The organism is Salinigranum rubrum (genome assembly GCF_002906575.1).
In the GTDB taxonomy this organism is placed as follows: Archaea; Halobacteriota; Halobacteria; order Halobacteriales; family Haloferacaceae; genus Salinigranum; species Salinigranum rubrum.
Genome location: NZ_CP026309.1, coordinates 1,960,889 through 1,978,816, shown reverse-complemented (window position 1 = coordinate 1,978,816; position 17,928 = coordinate 1,960,889). Strand labels below are relative to the sequence as shown.

12 protein-coding genes and 2 pseudogenes are annotated in these 17,928 nt (G+C 67.1%); 8 read left to right on the top strand and 6 right to left on the bottom strand.

Translation table 11 applies throughout. The features are described 5' to 3' along the window. Window positions 1-43 precede the first annotated feature (43 nt). From C2R22_RS09725 to dnaJ, 3 genes and pseudogenes are all read left to right on the top strand, one after another. The gene (locus tag C2R22_RS09725) at window positions 44-727 is read left to right on the top strand and encodes a nucleotide exchange factor GrpE (protein WP_103425579.1); all 684 of its coding nucleotides are present in this window, start codon (window positions 44-46) and stop codon (window positions 725-727) included. Window positions 728-1,131: 404 nt separating this feature from the next. Then, a complete protein-coding gene (gene dnaK / locus C2R22_RS09720) occupies window positions 1,132-3,063 on the top strand; it encodes a molecular chaperone DnaK (RefSeq protein ID WP_103425578.1) in 1,932 nt (643 codons plus the stop codon). A gap of 389 nt (window positions 3,064-3,452) precedes the next feature. Then, window positions 3,453-4,618, top strand: a pseudogene (gene dnaJ / locus C2R22_RS09715) (molecular chaperone DnaJ). 31 nt (window positions 4,619-4,649) lie between these two features. Here dnaJ and C2R22_RS26930 read toward each other — a convergent pair. Beyond that, window positions 4,650-7,265, bottom strand: a complete 2,616-nt coding sequence (locus tag C2R22_RS26930; protein WP_162562442.1) for a S8 family serine peptidase — start codon at window positions 7,263-7,265, stop codon at window positions 4,650-4,652. Continuing rightward, window positions 7,262-7,936, bottom strand: a complete 675-nt coding sequence (locus C2R22_RS09705) for a hypothetical protein (protein WP_103425577.1) — start codon at window positions 7,934-7,936, stop codon at window positions 7,262-7,264. Before C2R22_RS09705 ends, C2R22_RS26930 begins: the two co-directional genes overlap by 4 nt. 132 nt (window positions 7,937-8,068) lie before the next feature. On the opposite strand from C2R22_RS09705, the gene C2R22_RS09700 reads away from it, so the two are divergent. Together C2R22_RS09700 and C2R22_RS09695 are read left to right on the top strand one after the other, a co-directional pair. Further along, complete coding sequence (locus C2R22_RS09700; protein WP_103425576.1) at window positions 8,069-8,389, top strand: cupin domain-containing protein; 321 nt, start codon at window positions 8,069-8,071, stop codon at window positions 8,387-8,389. A 49-nt stretch (window positions 8,390-8,438) separates the two neighbouring features. Beyond that, a complete protein-coding gene (locus C2R22_RS09695; protein WP_103425575.1) occupies window positions 8,439-9,578 on the top strand; it encodes a CobW family GTP-binding protein in 1,140 nt (379 codons plus the stop codon). Here C2R22_RS09695 and C2R22_RS25610 read toward each other — a convergent pair. Then, a complete protein-coding gene (locus C2R22_RS25610) occupies window positions 9,556-9,723 on the bottom strand; it encodes a hypothetical protein (RefSeq protein ID WP_173862792.1) in 168 nt (55 codons plus the stop codon). The two genes, C2R22_RS09695 and C2R22_RS25610, sit on opposite strands and share 23 nt — an antisense overlap. Before the next feature lie 90 nt (window positions 9,724-9,813). After that, on the bottom strand, window positions 9,814-13,149 hold the full coding sequence (locus C2R22_RS09690; RefSeq protein ID WP_103425574.1) for a right-handed parallel beta-helix repeat-containing protein: 3,336 nt from the start codon (window positions 13,147-13,149) through the stop codon (window positions 9,814-9,816). Between the two features lie 161 nt (window positions 13,150-13,310). Here C2R22_RS09690 and C2R22_RS25605 point away from each other — a divergent pair, with 161 nt between their 5' ends. Both C2R22_RS25605 and C2R22_RS25600 read left to right on the top strand, forming a co-directional pair. Continuing rightward, window positions 13,311-13,466 (top strand): hypothetical protein, encoded by a 156-nt coding sequence (locus C2R22_RS25605; protein WP_173862791.1) that lies wholly within the window; start codon window positions 13,311-13,313, stop codon window positions 13,464-13,466. Window positions 13,467-13,562: 96 nt separating this feature from the next. Next, a complete protein-coding gene (locus tag C2R22_RS25600; protein ID WP_173862790.1) occupies window positions 13,563-13,718 on the top strand; it encodes a hypothetical protein in 156 nt (51 codons plus the stop codon). Window positions 13,719-13,755: 37 nt separating this feature from the next. Here C2R22_RS25600 and C2R22_RS09685 read toward each other — a convergent pair whose 3' ends face one another. Then, entirely contained in the window at window positions 13,756-14,916 is a 1,161-nt protein-coding gene (locus C2R22_RS09685; protein ID WP_103425573.1) for a glutathione-independent formaldehyde dehydrogenase, read from the bottom strand. Window positions 14,917-15,097: 181 nt separating this feature from the next. On the opposite strand from C2R22_RS09685, the gene C2R22_RS09680 reads away from it, so the two are divergent. Beyond that, the gene (locus C2R22_RS09680; protein ID WP_103427633.1) at window positions 15,098-15,826 is read left to right on the top strand and encodes an acyl-CoA synthetase family protein; all 729 of its coding nucleotides are present in this window, start codon (window positions 15,098-15,100) and stop codon (window positions 15,824-15,826) included. 23 nt (window positions 15,827-15,849) lie between these two features. Here C2R22_RS09680 and C2R22_RS09675 read toward each other — a convergent pair. Next, window positions 15,850-17,840 (bottom strand): annotated as a pseudogene (locus C2R22_RS09675) (AMP-binding protein). Window positions 17,841-17,928 lie beyond the last annotated feature (88 nt).

Below are 17,928 nucleotides of genomic sequence, written 5' to 3'. Positions count from 1 at the left end.
TCGTTTCTACAGCCTTAAGCCTCGTCGGTCACTTCGTGCAGACATGAGCGACGACGCCGACATCGACGCCGACGTGGACGCCGAACACGCCGCCGAGAACGTCGAATCGGGTCCTGCGGTCAACGGCGAGTCGGTCCCGCCGGAGACGGACGGAGCGACCGAGGCCACCGGCGACGCCACAGCGGGCGAGACGGAAGCGTCGACGGAGACGGGACTCGCCGGCGAGGTGGCCGAAGTGGACGACGAACTCGCCGAGGAGGTGGCCGAGTTGGAGGCACGGGTCGCCGAACTCGAGGACGCGCTCGACGACGCCCGGTCGAAGCTGACCCGGAAGCAGGCGGACTTCCAGAACTACAAGAAGCGGATGAAGAAGAAACAAGAACAGGTCACCGCCCGCGCGACCGAGGACCTCGTCGAGCGCCTCGTCCCCGTCCGGGACAACCTCGTCAGGGCGCTCGACCAGGAGGAGGGTGCGGACATCCGACCGGGAGTGGAGTCGACGCTCGCCGAACTCGACCGCGTGCTCGACGCCGAGAACGTCACCGCCATCGAGCCGCAACCGGGCGACGAAGTCGACCCGCACCGCCACGAGGTGATGCTCCGCGTCGACTCCGAACAGCCGGAAGGAACCGTCGTCGACCTCTACCAGCCGGGGTACGAGATGGCCGAGAAGGTCATTCGGCCCGCGCAGGTGACGGTGAGTGCCGGCGAGGGCGACGCGGAGTAGGTCACCGACCAGCCCTCCCTGACTACCCTTCCCCGAGTCCCGGTCAGCCCCCGCCAACCACGCCTCCCCGGGTCCCAGCCAGTCCTCCTACCAACCTTCCCAGGCCCTGATCGACCTCTCAACCGATCTTTCCACGTCCTGATCGGCCCTCCCCGGATGCCTCAGTCGCCGTTCGCCCTCGCGGTGCGTCCGACGACGAACGCCGCGGCCGAGAGGGGTTCGTGCGAGGGCTCGCAGGGCCGTCGTCGACTCGCCCATCGTTGGGCGTGCGGTTCGTGATAAGTCCCGCGGCTCTCGACCGTCGGCACGCGAGTAAATCGCATGACAGCGGAGCCCTCATCTGTTCCGAGAGGGAGTCGAATCTAGTAACCTTTAACCGACGCAAGCCGATAGTTGAACCCAAGATGGCGAGCAACAAGATTCTCGGTATCGACCTCGGTACCACCAACAGCGCCTTCGCGGTGATGGAAGGTGGCGACCCCGAGATCATCGTGAACGCCGAAGGAGACCGCACGACACCCTCCGTCGTCGCCTTTTCCGAAGACGGCGAACGACTCATCGGCAAACCCGCCAAGAACCAGGCCATCCAGAACCCCGACCGCACGATCCGCTCGATCAAGCGGCACATGGGGGAGACGGACTACACCGTCGAGATCGGAGACGACGAGTACACGCCCGAGCAGATCTCGGCGATGATCCTCCAGAAGATCAAGCGCGACGCCGAGGAGTATCTCGGCGACGACGTCGAGAAGGCCGTCATCACGGTTCCCGCGTACTTCAACGACCGCCAGCGCCAGGCGACGAAGGACGCCGGCGAGATTGCCGGATTCGAGGTCGAGCGTATCATCAACGAGCCAACCGCGGCGTCGATGGCGTACGGCCTCGACGACGACTCCGACCAGACCGTGTTGGTGTACGACCTCGGCGGCGGCACGTTCGACGTCTCTATCCTCGATTTAGGAGGGGGAGTCTACGAGGTCGTCGCCACGAACGGCGACAACGCTCTTGGAGGAGACGACTGGGACGAGGCGGTCATCGACCACCTCGCCACCGAGTTCAAGAACGACCACGGTATCGACCTCCGCGAGGACCGTCAGGCGCTCCAGCGGCTGAAGGACGCCGCGGAGGAGGCGAAGATCGAGCTGAGTAGCCGAAAGGAGACGACGATCAACCTTCCCTTTATCACGGCCACCGACTCGGGACCGGTCCACCTCGAACAGAAGCTCTCGCGGGCGAAGTTCGAGTCGCTCACCTCGGACCTCATCGAGCGCACGGTCGGTCCGACGAAGCAGGCGCTGGAGGACGCCGGCTACTCGAAAGACGACATCGACGAGGTCATCTTGGTTGGGGGGTCGACCCGGATGCCCCAGGTCAGAGAACAGGTCGAAGAGATACTCGGTGTCGAACCGAAGAAGAGCGTCAACCCCGACGAGGCCGTCGCGCTCGGCGCGGCCATCCAGGGCGGCGTTCTGTCCGGAGACGTCGACGACATCGTCCTCCTCGACGTGACGCCGCTGTCGCTCGGTATCGAGGTGAAGGGTGGGCTGTTCGAGCGCCTCATCGACAAGAACACCACCATCCCCACCGAGGAGTCGAAGATATTCACCACGGCGGCGGATAGTCAGACTCGCGTCCAGGTCCGCGTGTTCCAGGGCGAGCGCGAAATCGCCGAGAAGAACGAACTCCTGGGAGAGTTCCAGTTGACGGGTATCCCGCCCGCACCCGCGGGGACGCCGCAGATCGAGGTGTCGTTCAACATCGACGAGAACGGTATCGTCAACGTCTCCGCCGAGGACAAAGGCTCCGGCAACAAGGAGGACATCACCATCGAGGGCGGCGCCGGCCTCTCCGACGAACAGATCGAGCAGATGCAGAGCGAGGCCGAAGAACACGCCGAGGAGGACAAGATCCGCCGCGAGTTCGTCGAGACCCGCAACGAGGCCGAAAGCACCGTCCAGCGCGCCGAGACGTTGTTGGAGGAGAACGAGGACAGCGTCTCCGACGACCTCCGCGAGGACATCGAGGAGGAGGTCGAGAACCTCGAGGAAGTCCTAGCGGAGAACGAGGAGGCCGACGACCTCGAAGCCGCCACCGACGACATCGAAGACGCCATGGAAGACCTCGCCGAGGCGCTCCAAGAGATCGGCAAGCAGATGTACGAACAGCAGGCCCAGCAGCAGGCCGCGGGCGGCGCCGGAATGGGCGGCGCCGGTCCCGGTGGCATGGGCGGCGCCGGTCCCGGCGGCATGGGCGGTGCCGGCGACGGCCCCGACGCCGACGACGACGAGTACGTCGACGCCGACTTCGAGGACGTCGACGACGACGAAGACGAGTAGTCGCTCTCGCCTGCCCATCGGAAATCTCTGATTTTTTATTTTTCAGACGTAGATAAAGACGAAGACGAGTGGTGACAGAAAGCGTGTGTCTCGGTCACGAGTGAGACAGTGGTGTGCGGGGCCAAGACGTCGTGTCGTACAGCGAGTGTGCGTCTCGAAGCGTGTTGGAGGTGCGTCGTCGAGTCCGTCGGCGAGAACAGGTGAACCGCATCGGGGCACGGGCGGTCGTCTGCGTCGCCTCCCCCTCCGCTGTCGAACAGATGCTGAACACAGTGTCCAACCAGTAGATCGACTCCACTCACCATGCCCGAAGTTCGATCCGTCGAATCGCCTGCTCACGGCGAAGGCGCGTTTTTCAAGTAGTTCGGTCGTGAATGGCCTTCTAACGGATGAGCGAGGACTTCTACGACGTACTCGGGGTGTCGCGCGACGCCTCGAACGACGAGATCAAGAAAGCCTACCGGAAGAAGGCCTCGGAGTACCACCCCGACGTGAGCGACGACCCAGACGCCGAGGAGAAGTTCAAGAAGGTCCAGAAGGCGAAGGAGGTCCTCACCGACGAGGAGAAGCGCCAGATGTACGACCAACTCGGCCACGAGCGCTTCCAGCAGGCCCAGAAGCAAGGCGGCGTGGGCGGCGGTGGAGGACGAGGCGGCGACCCGTTCGGCGGCATGGGCGGCGGCGGTGGCATGGGTGGCTTCGAGGACATCTTCAACCAGTTCTTCGGCGGCGGTGGCGGTGGACGACAGAACGGCCCCCGCCAGGGGAAGAACATCCGGACGAGCATCACGCTCGACCTCGAAGAGGCGTACGAGGGCGTCTCCAAGCAGTTCACCATCACCCGGCCCGAACGCTGTGACGTGTGCGACGGCGCGGGCCACCCCCCGACGCCGACGTGAACACCTGTCCGGAGTGTAACGGCCAGGGGCAGACCACACAGGTGAGCCAGACCCCCTTCGGGAGGGTCCAGCAGACACAGACGTGTCGGCGCTGTGGGGGCGAGGGCGAACTCTACTCCGAGGAGTGCTCGGAGTGTGGCGGCGTCGGGCAGGTGCGCCGCGAGGCCGAACTCACGGTCGACATCCCCGCGGGCATCAGAGAGGGACAGACCCTCCGGATGAACGGCGAGGGCGCGCCCGGGGAGAACGGCGGGCCGAACGGCGACCTGCTCATCGACGTCGCCATCCGCGACCACCCCGACTTCGAGCGCGACGGCGACGACCTCTACCACCAGTTCGCCATCTCGTTCCCGCAGGCGGTGTTCGGAGCGAGCGTCGAGGTGCCCACGCTCGAAGGCAGCGTCGAGATGGACGTCCCCGAGGGGACCCAAAGCGGCGAGACGTTCCGCCTGAAGCGGAAGGGGATGCCCAAACTCGACCAGCGGAGTCGACGCGGCCGCCAGCGGTACGGCGACCTCTACGTCCAAGTGCAGGTCGTCACGCCCGACGACCTCAACAAGGAGCAGCGCCGGGCGCTGGAGAAGTTCGCCGAGGCCGGCGGCGACGAAGTCGAGGTCAAGGAGGGCTTCTTCGAACGCATCAAGAACTCGTTCTAACCGGCCGCTCGGACCCTCCGTTCGGCACCGGCTATTCTTCCACTCGCACCGTCGTCGTCACCGTTTCGTTCTCCGTCCACACGCCGACCGTGTACGTCCCCGGCGAGAGGTACCGCGGAATCAACACCGGACGGGAGACCGAGTACGTTTCCTCGGAATCGAGTTCGACGGTCTCGTGGACGACCGGGTCGAGGGTCCCGTCACCGTCTTGGTCGACGCCGGCCCAGACCGTCTGTGTGCCCGCGCGCTCACCGGTGTTCGTGACCGTCGCCGCCACCCGGACGTGGTCGCCCCGCTGGACCGTCTCGGGGGTCGACAGCGGGCCGACCTCGAACCGTGGCGGGTCGGGGTCCGCGGCCTCGACGGTGACCGTCACCTCGCTGTCGATGAACCGCTCGGTCGCCGTCGGCGGGGCCGTCGCCGTCACCCGGTAGGTCCCCGGTCGGTCGAATCGGACGACGGCTGTGCCGTCCGTTCCCGCGATGGTCTGTCCACCGTCGCGCAGGAGCGTGGCGTTCACCGGCGCACCGGTGTCCGCACGGACGACGGTGAACGTGACGGGCTCTCCCGTCTCGACGGTCGTCGTCTCCGCGGAGAGTTCCAGCGAGACGGCCGTCGGCTCGGGTCGTTCGACCACCGACAGTTCGTACGGGAACGTGTCCCGTTCCCCGAATCCCGCCGCGACGACGGTGTACCGGCCGGTGTGGGCGAACGTGTGGACGAGGCTCGCGTTCAGTCCGGCCCCGCCGTCGTCGTCCTGTGCGACGACGCTCCCGTTCGGCGCGAGGAGGAAGAGGTACGGGTCCCCTCCCCGCTCCGTCGACCGCATCTCGATGTCGACGCGGACGCCCTCGACGCCCGACAGCGCGACGCGTTCGTGGGTGCCGCGGAACGCGGGTGCGAACGGGTCCTGCGGGTCGAGGACGCTCCGCCGCGTCTCGCCGACGCCGATGACACCGAGGTCACCCTGGCCGAACACCGCCCGGGTCGCGTTCAGTCGACCGTACCCGCTCGTCGTATCCGGCCCCACGGGGCCGACGTCGACGGCTCCCTCCTGGAGCCGTCGTTCCACCTCCCGGGGCGACGCGCCCGGTTTCCGCTCGCGGACGAGCGCGCTCACGCCGGCGACGTGGGGTGCGGCGGCGGAGGTGCCGGCGAACGAGAAGTACCGACTCGTCGAGACCCGGTCCGGCGCGACGACGTCGATCCCTCGCCGACCGTCGTTCGTCGGCCCCCGGGAACTGAACGGTTCGACGCCGCCGCCGAGCCAGTCGAACGCGCCGACGGCGACGACGTCGTGCGCGGTTGCGGGCGCGGCCAGACTGCTCTCGGGCGTCTCGTGTTCGAGCGACCCGGCCGCGTCGCGGGTGTACAGTTCGAGGACGTGACTCCCGTCGGCGTCGTAGTTCGCGACCGTCACGTAGTAGACGCCGCGTTCGACCGTCGGGCCGACGAACTCCGTCGGGCGCTGGAAGCCGGTCTGTGCGCGAGTCGACCGGGCGACGAGAACGTCCTCGCCCTGTGAGCGGGAACCGTACGGCGGCACGTCGCGGTAGAGGAACAGGTCGTAGTCGTTGTCCGACTGCGGCCAGTCGTTCCAGCTGAGGCTCACGCCGACGCGCCCGTCGAACGGTCGACCGTCGTTCAGGTAGTTCCGCTCGTCGCCCGGAGCGAACTCGATCCATCGGTCGCCGTCCGTGTTTCTGTACTCGGATTCCCAGTGGCGACGCGCGTAGTTCCCCGCCGAGTTCGTCCAGACGATTCCGTCGGCGACGGCTTCGTCGGCGACCTGCGAGACGAAGCCGGTCCCGTCGTACGGCTGGTTCACCCAGTTCACCGAAGCGGTGATGACGTCGACGTCGTTCGCACGGAGCCACGACACGGCGGCGGCGAACTCCACGTCGGTGTCGACCGTCGCGAGGTAGAGGCTGGCGTTCGGTGCGGTGTCGACGACCAGTTCGGACACGGCCGTCCCGTGAGAGCGGTCGTTCGCTCCGGGCTGGGTCGCCCTGAACGACCGCGAGGCGACGACGTTGTCGCGTATCTCGGTGGCCGACGGGTCGAAGCCCAGGTCGACGACGCCCACCCGGACCCCGTCGCCGGAGACGCCCGCGGCGTGAACCGTGTCGGCGTCGACGACGGAGACGCCCTCGCTGACGACGGTCGGTGTCGGCTGGGCGGGTCGCCGCACCCGCTGGACCCACGGGAGCGCCTCGACCGTCGTGACGTTCGCCGTCGGGAGTCTGACCTGAACGAGCGTGTCGTGTTCCACCTCGATTCGGGCGCCGTGCGTGCGGAGCCGTTCGCGGTACGCCGTCGGGTGCTCCCCGTCCAGTTCGACGACGACCCGGACTCGCTCCTCGGCGGGCGCCGACGCTTGTGCGGATGCCGACGCTCCCGCGGACGCGACCGACCCCGTGACGCGCTCGTCACGGAGCGACTGTGACGACTTCGAGGGCGGTCCGGGCGCTTCGGCGACAGTCGCGTTCCCGCCCGGTCCGTCTTCAGAACCGGGCGTGCCGACCGGCGTCTTCGCGTCCTGAACCGCCTCTGCCGCCCCGAGTCCGGGCGCCGCGGCGATGACGCCGGCGAAGACGACGACGAGTGTCAGACACGAAACGGCGAACCGGGACGAGTGCGACGTCATCGACGCACCCTCCCGTAGAGGCCGACCGCGACAACCGCCACCACGACGGCGACGACGACGACGAGGACGTCCGTGTTCCGCGTCGTCGGTCGGGACTCTGCCTCTCGCGCGTCCGTCTCCCGCGCAGTCGACCGAGCGTCCGGCGCAGCCGTCCGCTCACCCTTCGAGGGAGCGCTGGCCGACGCCGACCCGCTCGCGTCGGCCCGGTCGGGAAGCCTGACGTACGCCACTCCTGGCTCTTCGGCGAGCGGGACGACACGGTCGACGGGGACCCACGCCTGGACGAACGTCTCGCCGCCCACCGTCGCGGTCTGTTGGACCGTGGCGTCGTACCCGTCGGGAAGCGTCGAGCGGCCACGGAGTTCGACGACGACGACGACCCGCCCGTCCCGCAGGTCGATGCCGTGTGCCGACGCGAACGCCTCGCGGTCGTCCGCGTCGACCAGTCGATGGAGGGTCGAACTGACGTTCGGCGGCGTCTCGCCCTTCGTCTGGTCGGCGGGCGTCGGTCGCGTGGCATCGGCGGTTTCGACCGACGAGGTGGTCTCGGCGAGTGGAGGGGCGGCGACGGCCGTGGCGCTCACACCGGTCGCGACCGAGACACCCACGAGCGTCGCGGCGGCGACTCCCACGAGAAACGTCCCCCGATTGGGGGTCTCTCCTCGGCGCATGCCCGGTAGATGTCAGTCGGTGGTTTAGTCGTGTCCCCACGTCCTCTCGGAGCGGAGTGTCTGGTACGGTTCGAAGTTCCCGTCTCGGTCGCCCCGCACATACTTACCTGCGGCCCGTCTTCTCTCTCGCGCATGTCCTACACGAAGGTCAACCACCGCGACGTCGACCCGGTCGCGGACAGCATGTACTTCCTCCGCGACGCCCTCGGCTGTGAGAACCTCGGCTTTTCCGTCGTCGAGTGTGAACCGAACTGGACCGGAAAGGAACACGACCACGCCGACGGCGACCACGAGGAGGTGTACTACCTCGTCTCGGGCGAGGCGACGCTCCACGTCGACGGCGACGAGGTGCCACTGGACCCCGGCGACGCCGTCCGCGTCGCGCCAGCGTCGTCCCGACAACTCGAGAACGGACCGCGAGAGAGCACGCTCGTGGTCGTCGGCGCGCCCTGACGATTAGCTGCCGCGGTGACATTATTACCGCTCGGTCCGAACGACGCCTATGACCGACGGCTCCGACGACCGCATCCCCGTGACGGTACTCAGCGGTGCGCTCGGCGCGGGGAAGACGACGCTCGTCAACCGACTGCTCGCGAACCCCGCCGACCGGACTATCGCCGTCGTCGTCAACGACGTCGGCGACGTGAACGTCGACGCCGAACTCATCGAGGAGGAGAACGAGGAGACGGGCGTCGTCGACCTCTCGAACGGGTGCATCTGCTGTGGTCTGCAGGGTGACCTCCTGACGGAGGTGTCGCGTCTCGCCGAGGAACGGACGTTCGACTACCTGGTGGTCGAGGCGTCCGGCGTCTCCGAACCCGTCCCCATCGCACAGGCGTTCACGCTGGGGACGGAGGAGTCGGATATCGACCCGACCGAACGGTTCCGCCTCGACACGATGGTCTCGGTCGTCGACGCGTACGGCTTCTGGAAGGAGTTCGACCCCGCGACGAACCGGGAGGACTCCGCGGGCGGGGGACGGTCGCTCTCGGAGGTGTTCGTCGACCAGATCGAGTTCTGTGACGTCCTCCTCCTGAACAAGTGCGACACCGTCCCGGACGACGCGCTCGACGAGGTGGAGGCGCTGGTGCGCGAACTCCAGCCACGAGCGGTCCTGTACCGAACGGAGTACTCGGAGATCCCCCCCGACGCCGTCCTCGGCACCGGCCGATTCGAGTTCAGCGAGGCCCGACGCGCGGCGGGATGGAAACGACACCTCGCCGGGGAGGGCGGGCACGGTCACGAACACGGAGACGAAGGAGGAGGAGACCACCACGGAGATACCGAACACCATCACGCCGGTGCCTCTCACGCCGTGTCGACGTTCACCTACGAGACGGACGAACCGTTCCACCCCGAGCGGTTCGACGCGTGGCTCGACGAGTGGCGCGGCGACGTCGTACGGGCGAAGGGATTCTTCAAACTCGCGGGTCGGCCCGACACCGTGATGGGGTTGAGCCAGGCCGGCCCTTCGGTACAGGCCGGTCCGCTCGGCGCGTGGGACGAGCGCGACGACCGCCGGACGCGACTGGTGTTCATCGGGACGGACATGGACGAGGCAGAGATCAGACGGGAACTCGACGCCTGTCTCGTCGGGGAGTCGGAGTCGCTCGACAGCGTCACCGACCCGTTCCCGGCGTGACCTGCTCGCGGAGGTCGTCCCACTCCTCGTAGAAGCCGTAGTTCGTCTCCCGCGCCCGCTGGGCCGCGATGGCCTCCTGATAGACGTCGTCGTAGTCGAGAAGCGCCGTCCAGCCGTCCTCGCGGAACGTACAGTACATGCACATGGGTCGACTCAGGGGCGGCACCGTCAAGAGGCTTCTCCGCGCGGCGAACGGGAGCGGGCGGGAAGCGGACGGGAAGCGGACGGGAGTCGGTCACTCCCCGTCGTCGCGCTCCGCGCGTGCGTCCGAAGTCGAGACCGAAGCGTTCGTCGACTGATACGGGTCGAACCGGACGTTCGAGACGCCGGAGTCGGTGCGGTTCTCCGACACGGCGTCGCCGCCGCCGTCGGCGAGCGCGCCGGTGACGGGGTCGGCGAACGGCGCGTCGGGGTCAGTGGGACTCGACGGGCCGTCCGGCGCTCCCCAGCCGTTTTCGGTCGCGTTTACGACCGTCCTGCCGACGTTCTCGACGCCGAACGCCCGGTTGTCCGCGAGCAGGTTGTCGTGCACCTCGACGCCGGTCGCTTCCCGCTCTCGACCGGGTCCGAGGAACGTGATCGGTTCGACCCGGACGCCGACCCTGCCGTCGACGAGTCGGTTGTCGAGGACGCGGGTGTCGTTCCCGCCCCGGACCAGCACGTTCACCCGCCTGCTCTCCACGACGTTGTCCTCGATGGTCGTCGCCAGGGAGGGCGTGATACTCCGCCCCTGCCGGTCGCTCTGCCGACCGAAGTCGACGACGACGCCGTGTTCGTTGTCCGAGACGACGTTCCCCGCGACGGTCGTGTTCGTCGTCCCGACGAGTTCGACGCCGGCGTCGGCGTTCCCCGCGATGCGGTTGTCGCGGACGGCGACGTTCGACTCTCTGACCAGGACGCCGACGCCGTCGTTGTCGACCACGCGGTTTCGGTCGACCCGGACGTTGTTCGAGACGACGACCCCGCCGTGGCTGAAGCCGTCGTCTCGGACGCCCGCACCGTTCTCTCTGACCTCGTTGTCCGCGACGACGGCCCGCCCGCTCGCTCTGATACCCAGTTCGGCGTTCCCGACGGCGCTGTTGTTCCGGACGAGGGTTCGACCCGGCGACGACACCAGGAAGCCCATCTCGTTTCGCGCCGCGACGTTGTCCGTGTAGCTGTTGTTCTCCCCGCTGGCCCAGATTCCCTGGTCGTTCCCGACGACCCTGCTCTCGGTTATCCTCCCGTCGTCGCTGCCGGTCGGACCGATGCCGGCGTTGCGGTTGTCGGTCGCGACGCTGTCGACCACGGACCAGCCCTCGACGCCCCACAGGTCGATACCGTCGGCCCGGTTCCCGTCGGCCGTCACGTTCCTCACGCGTGCGTCCCGACTGCTCTCGATGTATATCCCGCTCCAGCCGTTGTCGGTCGTGTCGGCCGACTCGACCGTGAACCGGTCCGACCGCCTGACCTCGATGCCGTCGTCGAAGTTTCGGTGCACCGCCACGTCGACGACCCCGACCCCGTCGCTCTCGGTCACGCTGAGGCCGACCTGCGCGTTCCGTGAGACGTCGACTCCCGCGACCGTGGCCCCGTTCGAGCCATCGGCGATACTGACGCCGTTTCCGGCGTTGGCTCGGACGACTGCGTCGGTGACGGCCGTCCCCGGACTCGCGTCGAGGTCGATGCCCGCACGGTTGTTCGTCACCGTGACGCCGCGGAGGGTGGTGTTCGAGGCGTCGCTGATAGTGAGACCGTCGCCGAAGTTCTCCGTAACGGTGCTGGCCGAGAGCGTGTTGTTCGCGGGCGCGAGCGGGTCCTGTCGCCAGTCTCCCGAGTCGGGAGCGATGACGACCCCGTCGCCTTCGTTGTTCGAGACGGTGACGTTCGTGGCCCGAGTGTCACGGGTGCCGGCCAGTCGGAGTCCGTGCCCCGCGTTGCCGCGCACGACGGTGTCCGAGACGACGCTCTCTCTCGAACGCGACACCACGAGACCGGCCCCGTTGTTGTCGCGGACGAGGCTCTCCGTGACCTGAACATCGTCACCCGACAGTTCGAGGCTCGCGCGGTTGGAGTCGACCTCGTTCTCGGTCACGCGCACTCCGACGAGGCGTGCGCCGGGGGCGCCCCGGAGGTCGACCCCGGCGTCGTTGTCTCTCGCAGTGACCCCGACGAACGACAGTCCCTCGGTCCCCCTGCCGACCACGGGGTCCTCGTTCCGCTCGACCGTCGCGTTCTCGATCAGGTGATCCCGGCCGTCCTGGATCCACACGGCGAGTTCGGTTTCGGTGACGGTCAGCGTCGAAACCCGATTCCCGACGCCCTCTTCGACGTGGACGCCGGTACTCGTTACCGTGCCGGGATCGCCGCTGACCGTCGTGTTCACGAGGACGTTCCCCGCTGCGTCGTCGAGGTGGACGCCGACGGGCGTCTCGCTGTACGACGCCGACCCGACCTCACGGACCCGAACGTCGCGGAGGCGACTGTCGTCGGTCCGCAGCAACCGGACGCCGACGTCGGCGTCGACCGCAGTTATGCCCCGGACGTCCGTCGAGCGACTCCCGGAGAGGAACACGCCGACCTCGCCGCCCTCGACCGTGAGGTTCCGGAGCGCGTTGTTCGGCGCGCCGCCGAGACGGACCCCGACGCCTCGACTGTCTTCGACCCGAACGTCCCGGAGGAGCGACCCGCTCGTGGAGAAGATTTCGACGCCGTGGGCCTCGCTGTCTCTCACCTCGCTCTCGACGAGCGTGACGTCCCGACTGTTCGTGACTTCGATGCCGGTCTGTCCCGGTCTGTCGACCGCGGCGTTCGAGAGTCGAACCCCCGACGACTGGGCGACCTCGACGCCGTACTGCCCGCTCCCGACGACGACAGTCCCGCGGAGCGTGCTGTTCCTAGCGTTCTGGAGGTGAACCCCGCTCCGTTCGGTGCCGATGAGCCGACCGTCGACGATAGCAGTGTCCGTTGATCGCTCCACGAGGACACCCCGCTGGTTTCCGAACGCGGAGAGACCGACGACGGCGCTGTTCGCACTCCCGTCCGAGACGCGGACGCCCGCCCCGTCGTTGTCGACGGCGACGGCGTCTCTGACCCGAATCTCACGTGTCCGCGCGAGTCGAACCCCGTCGCCGTTCCCTCGCGCTTCGACGTCCGTCACCGACCCGCCGTCGACGTTCCCGAACCCGACGCCGACGCGCCACCCGGAGACGGTCACGTTCGAGACGGTCACGTTCGAAACCCCGGCCCGGGAGCCGACGCCCACGCCGACCGTGCCGCTCCCGCGTCCGTCGATACGGTGACCACCACCTCGGAGACGCACGTCGCTCGCGCGGACGTACAGGCAGACGTCGGTCCCTGGTGGCGCCCGAAGGTCCGTGGTGAGGACGTATCGTCCGGGGGTGTCGATGGTGGTACAACCGGTGACGGCCGTCCCCGCCGGAGACGACACGTCGCCGGCGGGGAGAGATGGCGCGGCGACGGCCGCCGTCGTACACACGAGAAGCGTCACGACGGCCACGGCAGCGACCCGCCACCACCCACGACAGCGAACGGTTCGTCCGGGCCGCCGGACCGTCTCCCGAGAAGTCATGACACGGGATTCGGAACGATGACACTTAACAAATTGTCAGTTCAGCAGGAATGTCGGTCGAACACGACGACAGTGACACCGGACGCCTCGCGGCGCGTGAGCGCTCTCAGCGCTGAGAACCAGGCCAGAAGATACATAATAAATACCAGTCGACGGGTGGTATGTGCTACAAACCCTCACGGCAACGGCGAACCGCGGTCACCGGTCGGTGTGACCACTGCGAGTGGACGGCGATAACGACGTCGTACCCGGAGATGGTCAAGTTCTACCAGGACCACCTTCGCGCCTCTCACCCGAAAGCCTGGCTCCGCGTCTGAGATTTTCCGACTGGCCGGCCCGTCGCAGCCTCGCTCGCTCTCTCGGGTCACCGTCCCGGCGACAGGTACACGCGTCTCCGTTTCCTATCGACGGACATGGTGCTCGAACGGTCCACCGACGGTGCCGACCGGGTGACCGGGCGGTGTGACCACTGCGAGTGGTCGACCGTCGCGATGGGGTATCCGGAACTCGTGCGGCGGTATCAGGACCACCTGCGCGACGCCCACCCGCAGGTGTGGCTCCGTGGGTGACGTCGGAAAAGAAATCGAGCGGTGGAGCGCTGCTGCGCTAGGGTTCCAGCAGGACCTTCGTGACGCCCTCTTCGCGCTTGTCGAACGCCTCGTACATCTCGGGCGCCTCGTCGAGGTTGACCCGGTGGGAGACGACCCACGAGGGGTCCGCGCGGCCCTCGATGATGAGGTCACGAAGTTCGCGGTTGTACTCCTTGACGTTGCACTGGCCCGTGCCGAGCTTCTGGCCCTTCTCGAACAGTTTACCGAAGTCGATTCCCAGCCGGCCTTGCGCGGCCATCTCGTCGGGTGCGCCGGGGTCGGAGGGGACGTACAGGCCCGGAATCCCGAGTTCGCCCGTGGGTCGGACGACCTGGATGAGCTGATTCAGGACCACGGCCGGGTTCTCGCGGGCCGGGTCGTACGCGTCGGAGCCGGGGTCGGTCTCGGGGTCGATGGCCTGGTAGCCGACGGCGTCGACGCCCTTGTCGACTTCGCCCCCGTGGTCGTCGATGATCTGCTCGACGGGGTCGCCCTCCTCGAAGTTGATGGGCGTGGCGTCACAGTGTTCTTCGGCCAGGTCCAATCGACTCGGAACGCGGTCGACGGAGTAAATCTTCGACGCGCCCTTGATCTTCGCGCTGTAGGCGGCCATCAGCCCGACCGGGCCGGCACCGAAGATGGCGACCGACTCGCCGGGCTGGAGGTTCGCCAGTTCCGTCCCGTGCCACCCTGTCGGGAAGATGTCGGCCAGTAGCGCGAAGGCGTCCTCGTGTTCGTCTCCCTCGGGGAGTTTGAGCGCGTTGAAGTCCGCATAGGGGATGCGGAGCTTCTCGGCCTGTCCGCCCTTGTACGGACCCATCGCGACGTAGCCGTACGCCCCGCCGGCGAAGCCGGGGTTGACGTTCGTACAGAAGCCGGTGTAGCCGTTCTCACAGTTCTGACAGAAGCCACACGCGACGTTGAACGGTGCGACGACCCGGTCGCCCTCCTCCAGCGTCGAGACGCCGTCACCGACCTCGGTGACGATTCCCATGTTCTCGTGGCCGAAGACGATCCCCTCTTCGGCCGCGGTTCGGCCCTCGTACATGTGGAGGTCCGACCCACAGATGCACGACGTCGTGATGTCGATCAGGACGTCGTTCGGATGTTGGAGCTCTGGCTCGTCTACTTCTTCGACGGCTACCTCTTTCGGTCCCTTGTACACGACAGCTCTCATGGACATTGTACTGATACCTCAGCCATTTGTCGGGCCAATGATTATTATGTTTACTGGCCGATATCTGTTCACTACCATCGTACTCATCCACCGCCGTGACGGTCCCGGGTTCGTCCACGTCGACCGTTCGGCGTGCGTCTCGAACCGCTCGACCTTTGGGAGCGACTCGCTTACCCCAGGTATGGACGTTCTCGGAGACCTCGTCGCCCGCGACCGGCGGAGCGAACGCCCCGCGTTTTACGCCGCCGAGACGAACCGCTCCGTCTCGTATCACGACTTCTGTACGACCGCGTACAAGGCGGGGAACGTCCTCCGGTATCTCGGCGTCCGCGAGGGTGCGACCGTCGCCGTCGGCGGCGGCGTCGGTCGCCACCCGCTCTGGGCGTTCTACGGCGCCGGTCAACTCGGGGCGACGACCCGGTTCGTGGACGGTGAGGCGGCAGCGACGGGCGACCCGCGCGTCCTCTTGCTCCCCGTCGCGGACGAGGAAACCGTCTCTCCCGGTCCGAGCACGAAACTCGCCACCTACGGCGGTGCGCCCGCGCAGGCGACCACGCTCCACTGGGAGAAGGAACTGTGGAGCGAGAATCCTGCCGTTCACCCGACCGACGTCGACCCGGCCGACCCGCTGCTCGCGGGAGGTGAGGAGACGTACACCCACGCGGACCTCCTCGACGCCGCCCGCGCCGTCGTCGACGCGTTCGACCTCGGCGAGGCCAGTCGAATCGCCGTCCGCGGGCCGCTCGTCCAGCCACACGTGGTCGCGGCCGGTCTCGTTGCGCCGATTCTGGCCGGGGGGACGGTCGTCGTCCCCGACGAGGGAGCGTCGGCCGACGTCGCCGTCGTCGGGGACGACGACGAGAACCCGCCCGAACCGCGGGCCTGCCGCGCCGCCGACGTGCCGCTCTGACTCTCGGCCCGACTACCCACCCATCAGGCGGCGTCTCGGAGTTCGTCGAGCGCGGCGGGGTTCTCGATGCTCGACATGTCGCCGAGGTCTTCGCCCTGGTAGATCGACGAGATGGCCCGGCGGATGATCTTGCCCGACTGGGTTTTGGGGAGCTCCGAGACGAACAGGAGTTCGCGCGGGCGGAACGGCTTGCCGTGTTCCTCGCCCACCAGCGCCGATAGCTCCGCGCGGAGGTCGTCGCTTCCCTCGAAACCGTCTTCGAGCACCACATAGGCCACGACGGCGGTCCCCGTCGTGTCGTCGGGGACGCCCACGGCCGCGGCCTGGTTTACCGAGTCGTGTTCGGTGAGCACGCCTTCGATTTCGGCCGGTCCCACCTTGCGTCCCGCGACGTTCAGCGCGTCGTCGGCCCGTCCGTGCAAAAACCAGAAGCCGTCTTCGTCTTTTTGCGCCCAGTCGCCGTGGTCCCACAGGTCCTCCCACGTCGACCAGTACTCTTCGAGGTATCGGTCGTCGCCCTCCCAGAGCGATTTGGTCATCGACGGACACGAGTCGCGCGCGACCAGAAAGCCCCGCTCGTTCGTGTCCGCAATCGAGTCACCCGCGTCGTTCACGATGTCGATGTCCATGCCCAGGCCTGGACCGCCCAGTGAGGTGGGTTTCAGTGGCTGGGTGGGCATCGGCATGAGGAAACACCCGCAGATTTCGGTCCCCCCCGAGATGTTGATGATGGGCGCGTCCCCGCCACCGACGTTCTCGTAGAACCACTGCCACGACTCGGGGTCCCACGGTTCGCCCGTCGACCCCAAGAGTCGGAGCGACGAGAGGTCGTGGTCGTCGACCCACTCGTCGCCGTGCTTGCGAAGGGCGCGGATTGCTGTGGGCGAGATACCGAACGTCGACAGGGAGTGGCGGTCGATCATCTCCCAGAACCGGTCTGGCTCTGGATGGTCGGGCGCGCCCTCGTACATGAAGACGGTGCCCCGAACGTGTGGTTGCCGATGAGCGTCCACGGGCCCATCATCCAGCCGATGTCGGACACCCAGAAGAACCGGTCCGAGGGCTGGTGGTCGAAGCCGAAGTACATCTCTTTGGCACACTGCATCTGCACCCCCGCGTGGGTGTGGACGATGCCCTTGGGTTTGCCCGTCGTACCCGACGAGTACAGCAGCATCGACTCCTGGTTCGAGGGCAACGATTTCGTGTCGTACGCGTCCGAGTGGGTCTCGATGGCCTCTGACCACCACTCGTCTCGGTCGTGCATCGGGACGTCGGCGTCGTCGCCCAACCGGTCGTACACGACCGTGTGTTCGACGTGGCCGGCCTCGTCGATAGCCTCGTCGGCGCTCTCTTTGAGCGTCAGGGGCTTTCCTCTCCGATAGAACCCATCACCGGTAAAGAGGACCGAGCATTCGGAGTCTTCGATTCGGGTGGCGGTGGCCTCGACGCCGAATCCAGAAAAGATGGGGACGGCGATGGCGCCGACTTTGAAACACCCATACAAGATGGAGATGACCTCGGGGACCATCGGCATGTACAGGCCGACCGTATCACCGGTGTCGATGCCGCTCGCTTCGAGGTAGTTCGCGATTTTGTTCGACTGGCGGGCGAGTTCGTGGTAGGTAATCTCGCGGACGTCGCCGGGTTCGCCTTCCCAGAGACACGCGATTTTGTTTCTGGTTTGAGAGTCGACGTGGGCGTGTCGGTCCACCACGTTGTGCGCGAGGTTCAACTCCCCGCCGGGATACCACTTCGAGAACTGGGGGCCGTCGGTATCGTCGCGGACCTGGTCGTAGGGGGTGTCAAAGTCGATACCGAGATACTCGGGAAGGAGGTCCCAGAACCACTCGATGCCCGACTCGTCGACGTGTTCGACACGGGAGGTGGTGCGCTCGATGAGTTCGTCGTAGTCGTCGATACCGTACTCGCGCATGAACGCGGCGACGTTGGTCGACTCGACGAACTCCTCGCTCGGTTCGTGGACGACCTCGTCGGGGTCTGGTACGCGGTCCATGTCGGCACCTGTCCCGCGAATCTACCTAATCTTTCGGACGGGTCCAAATCAGCACGATTATGAGGGAAATTCGAGACGGTTGAAACGG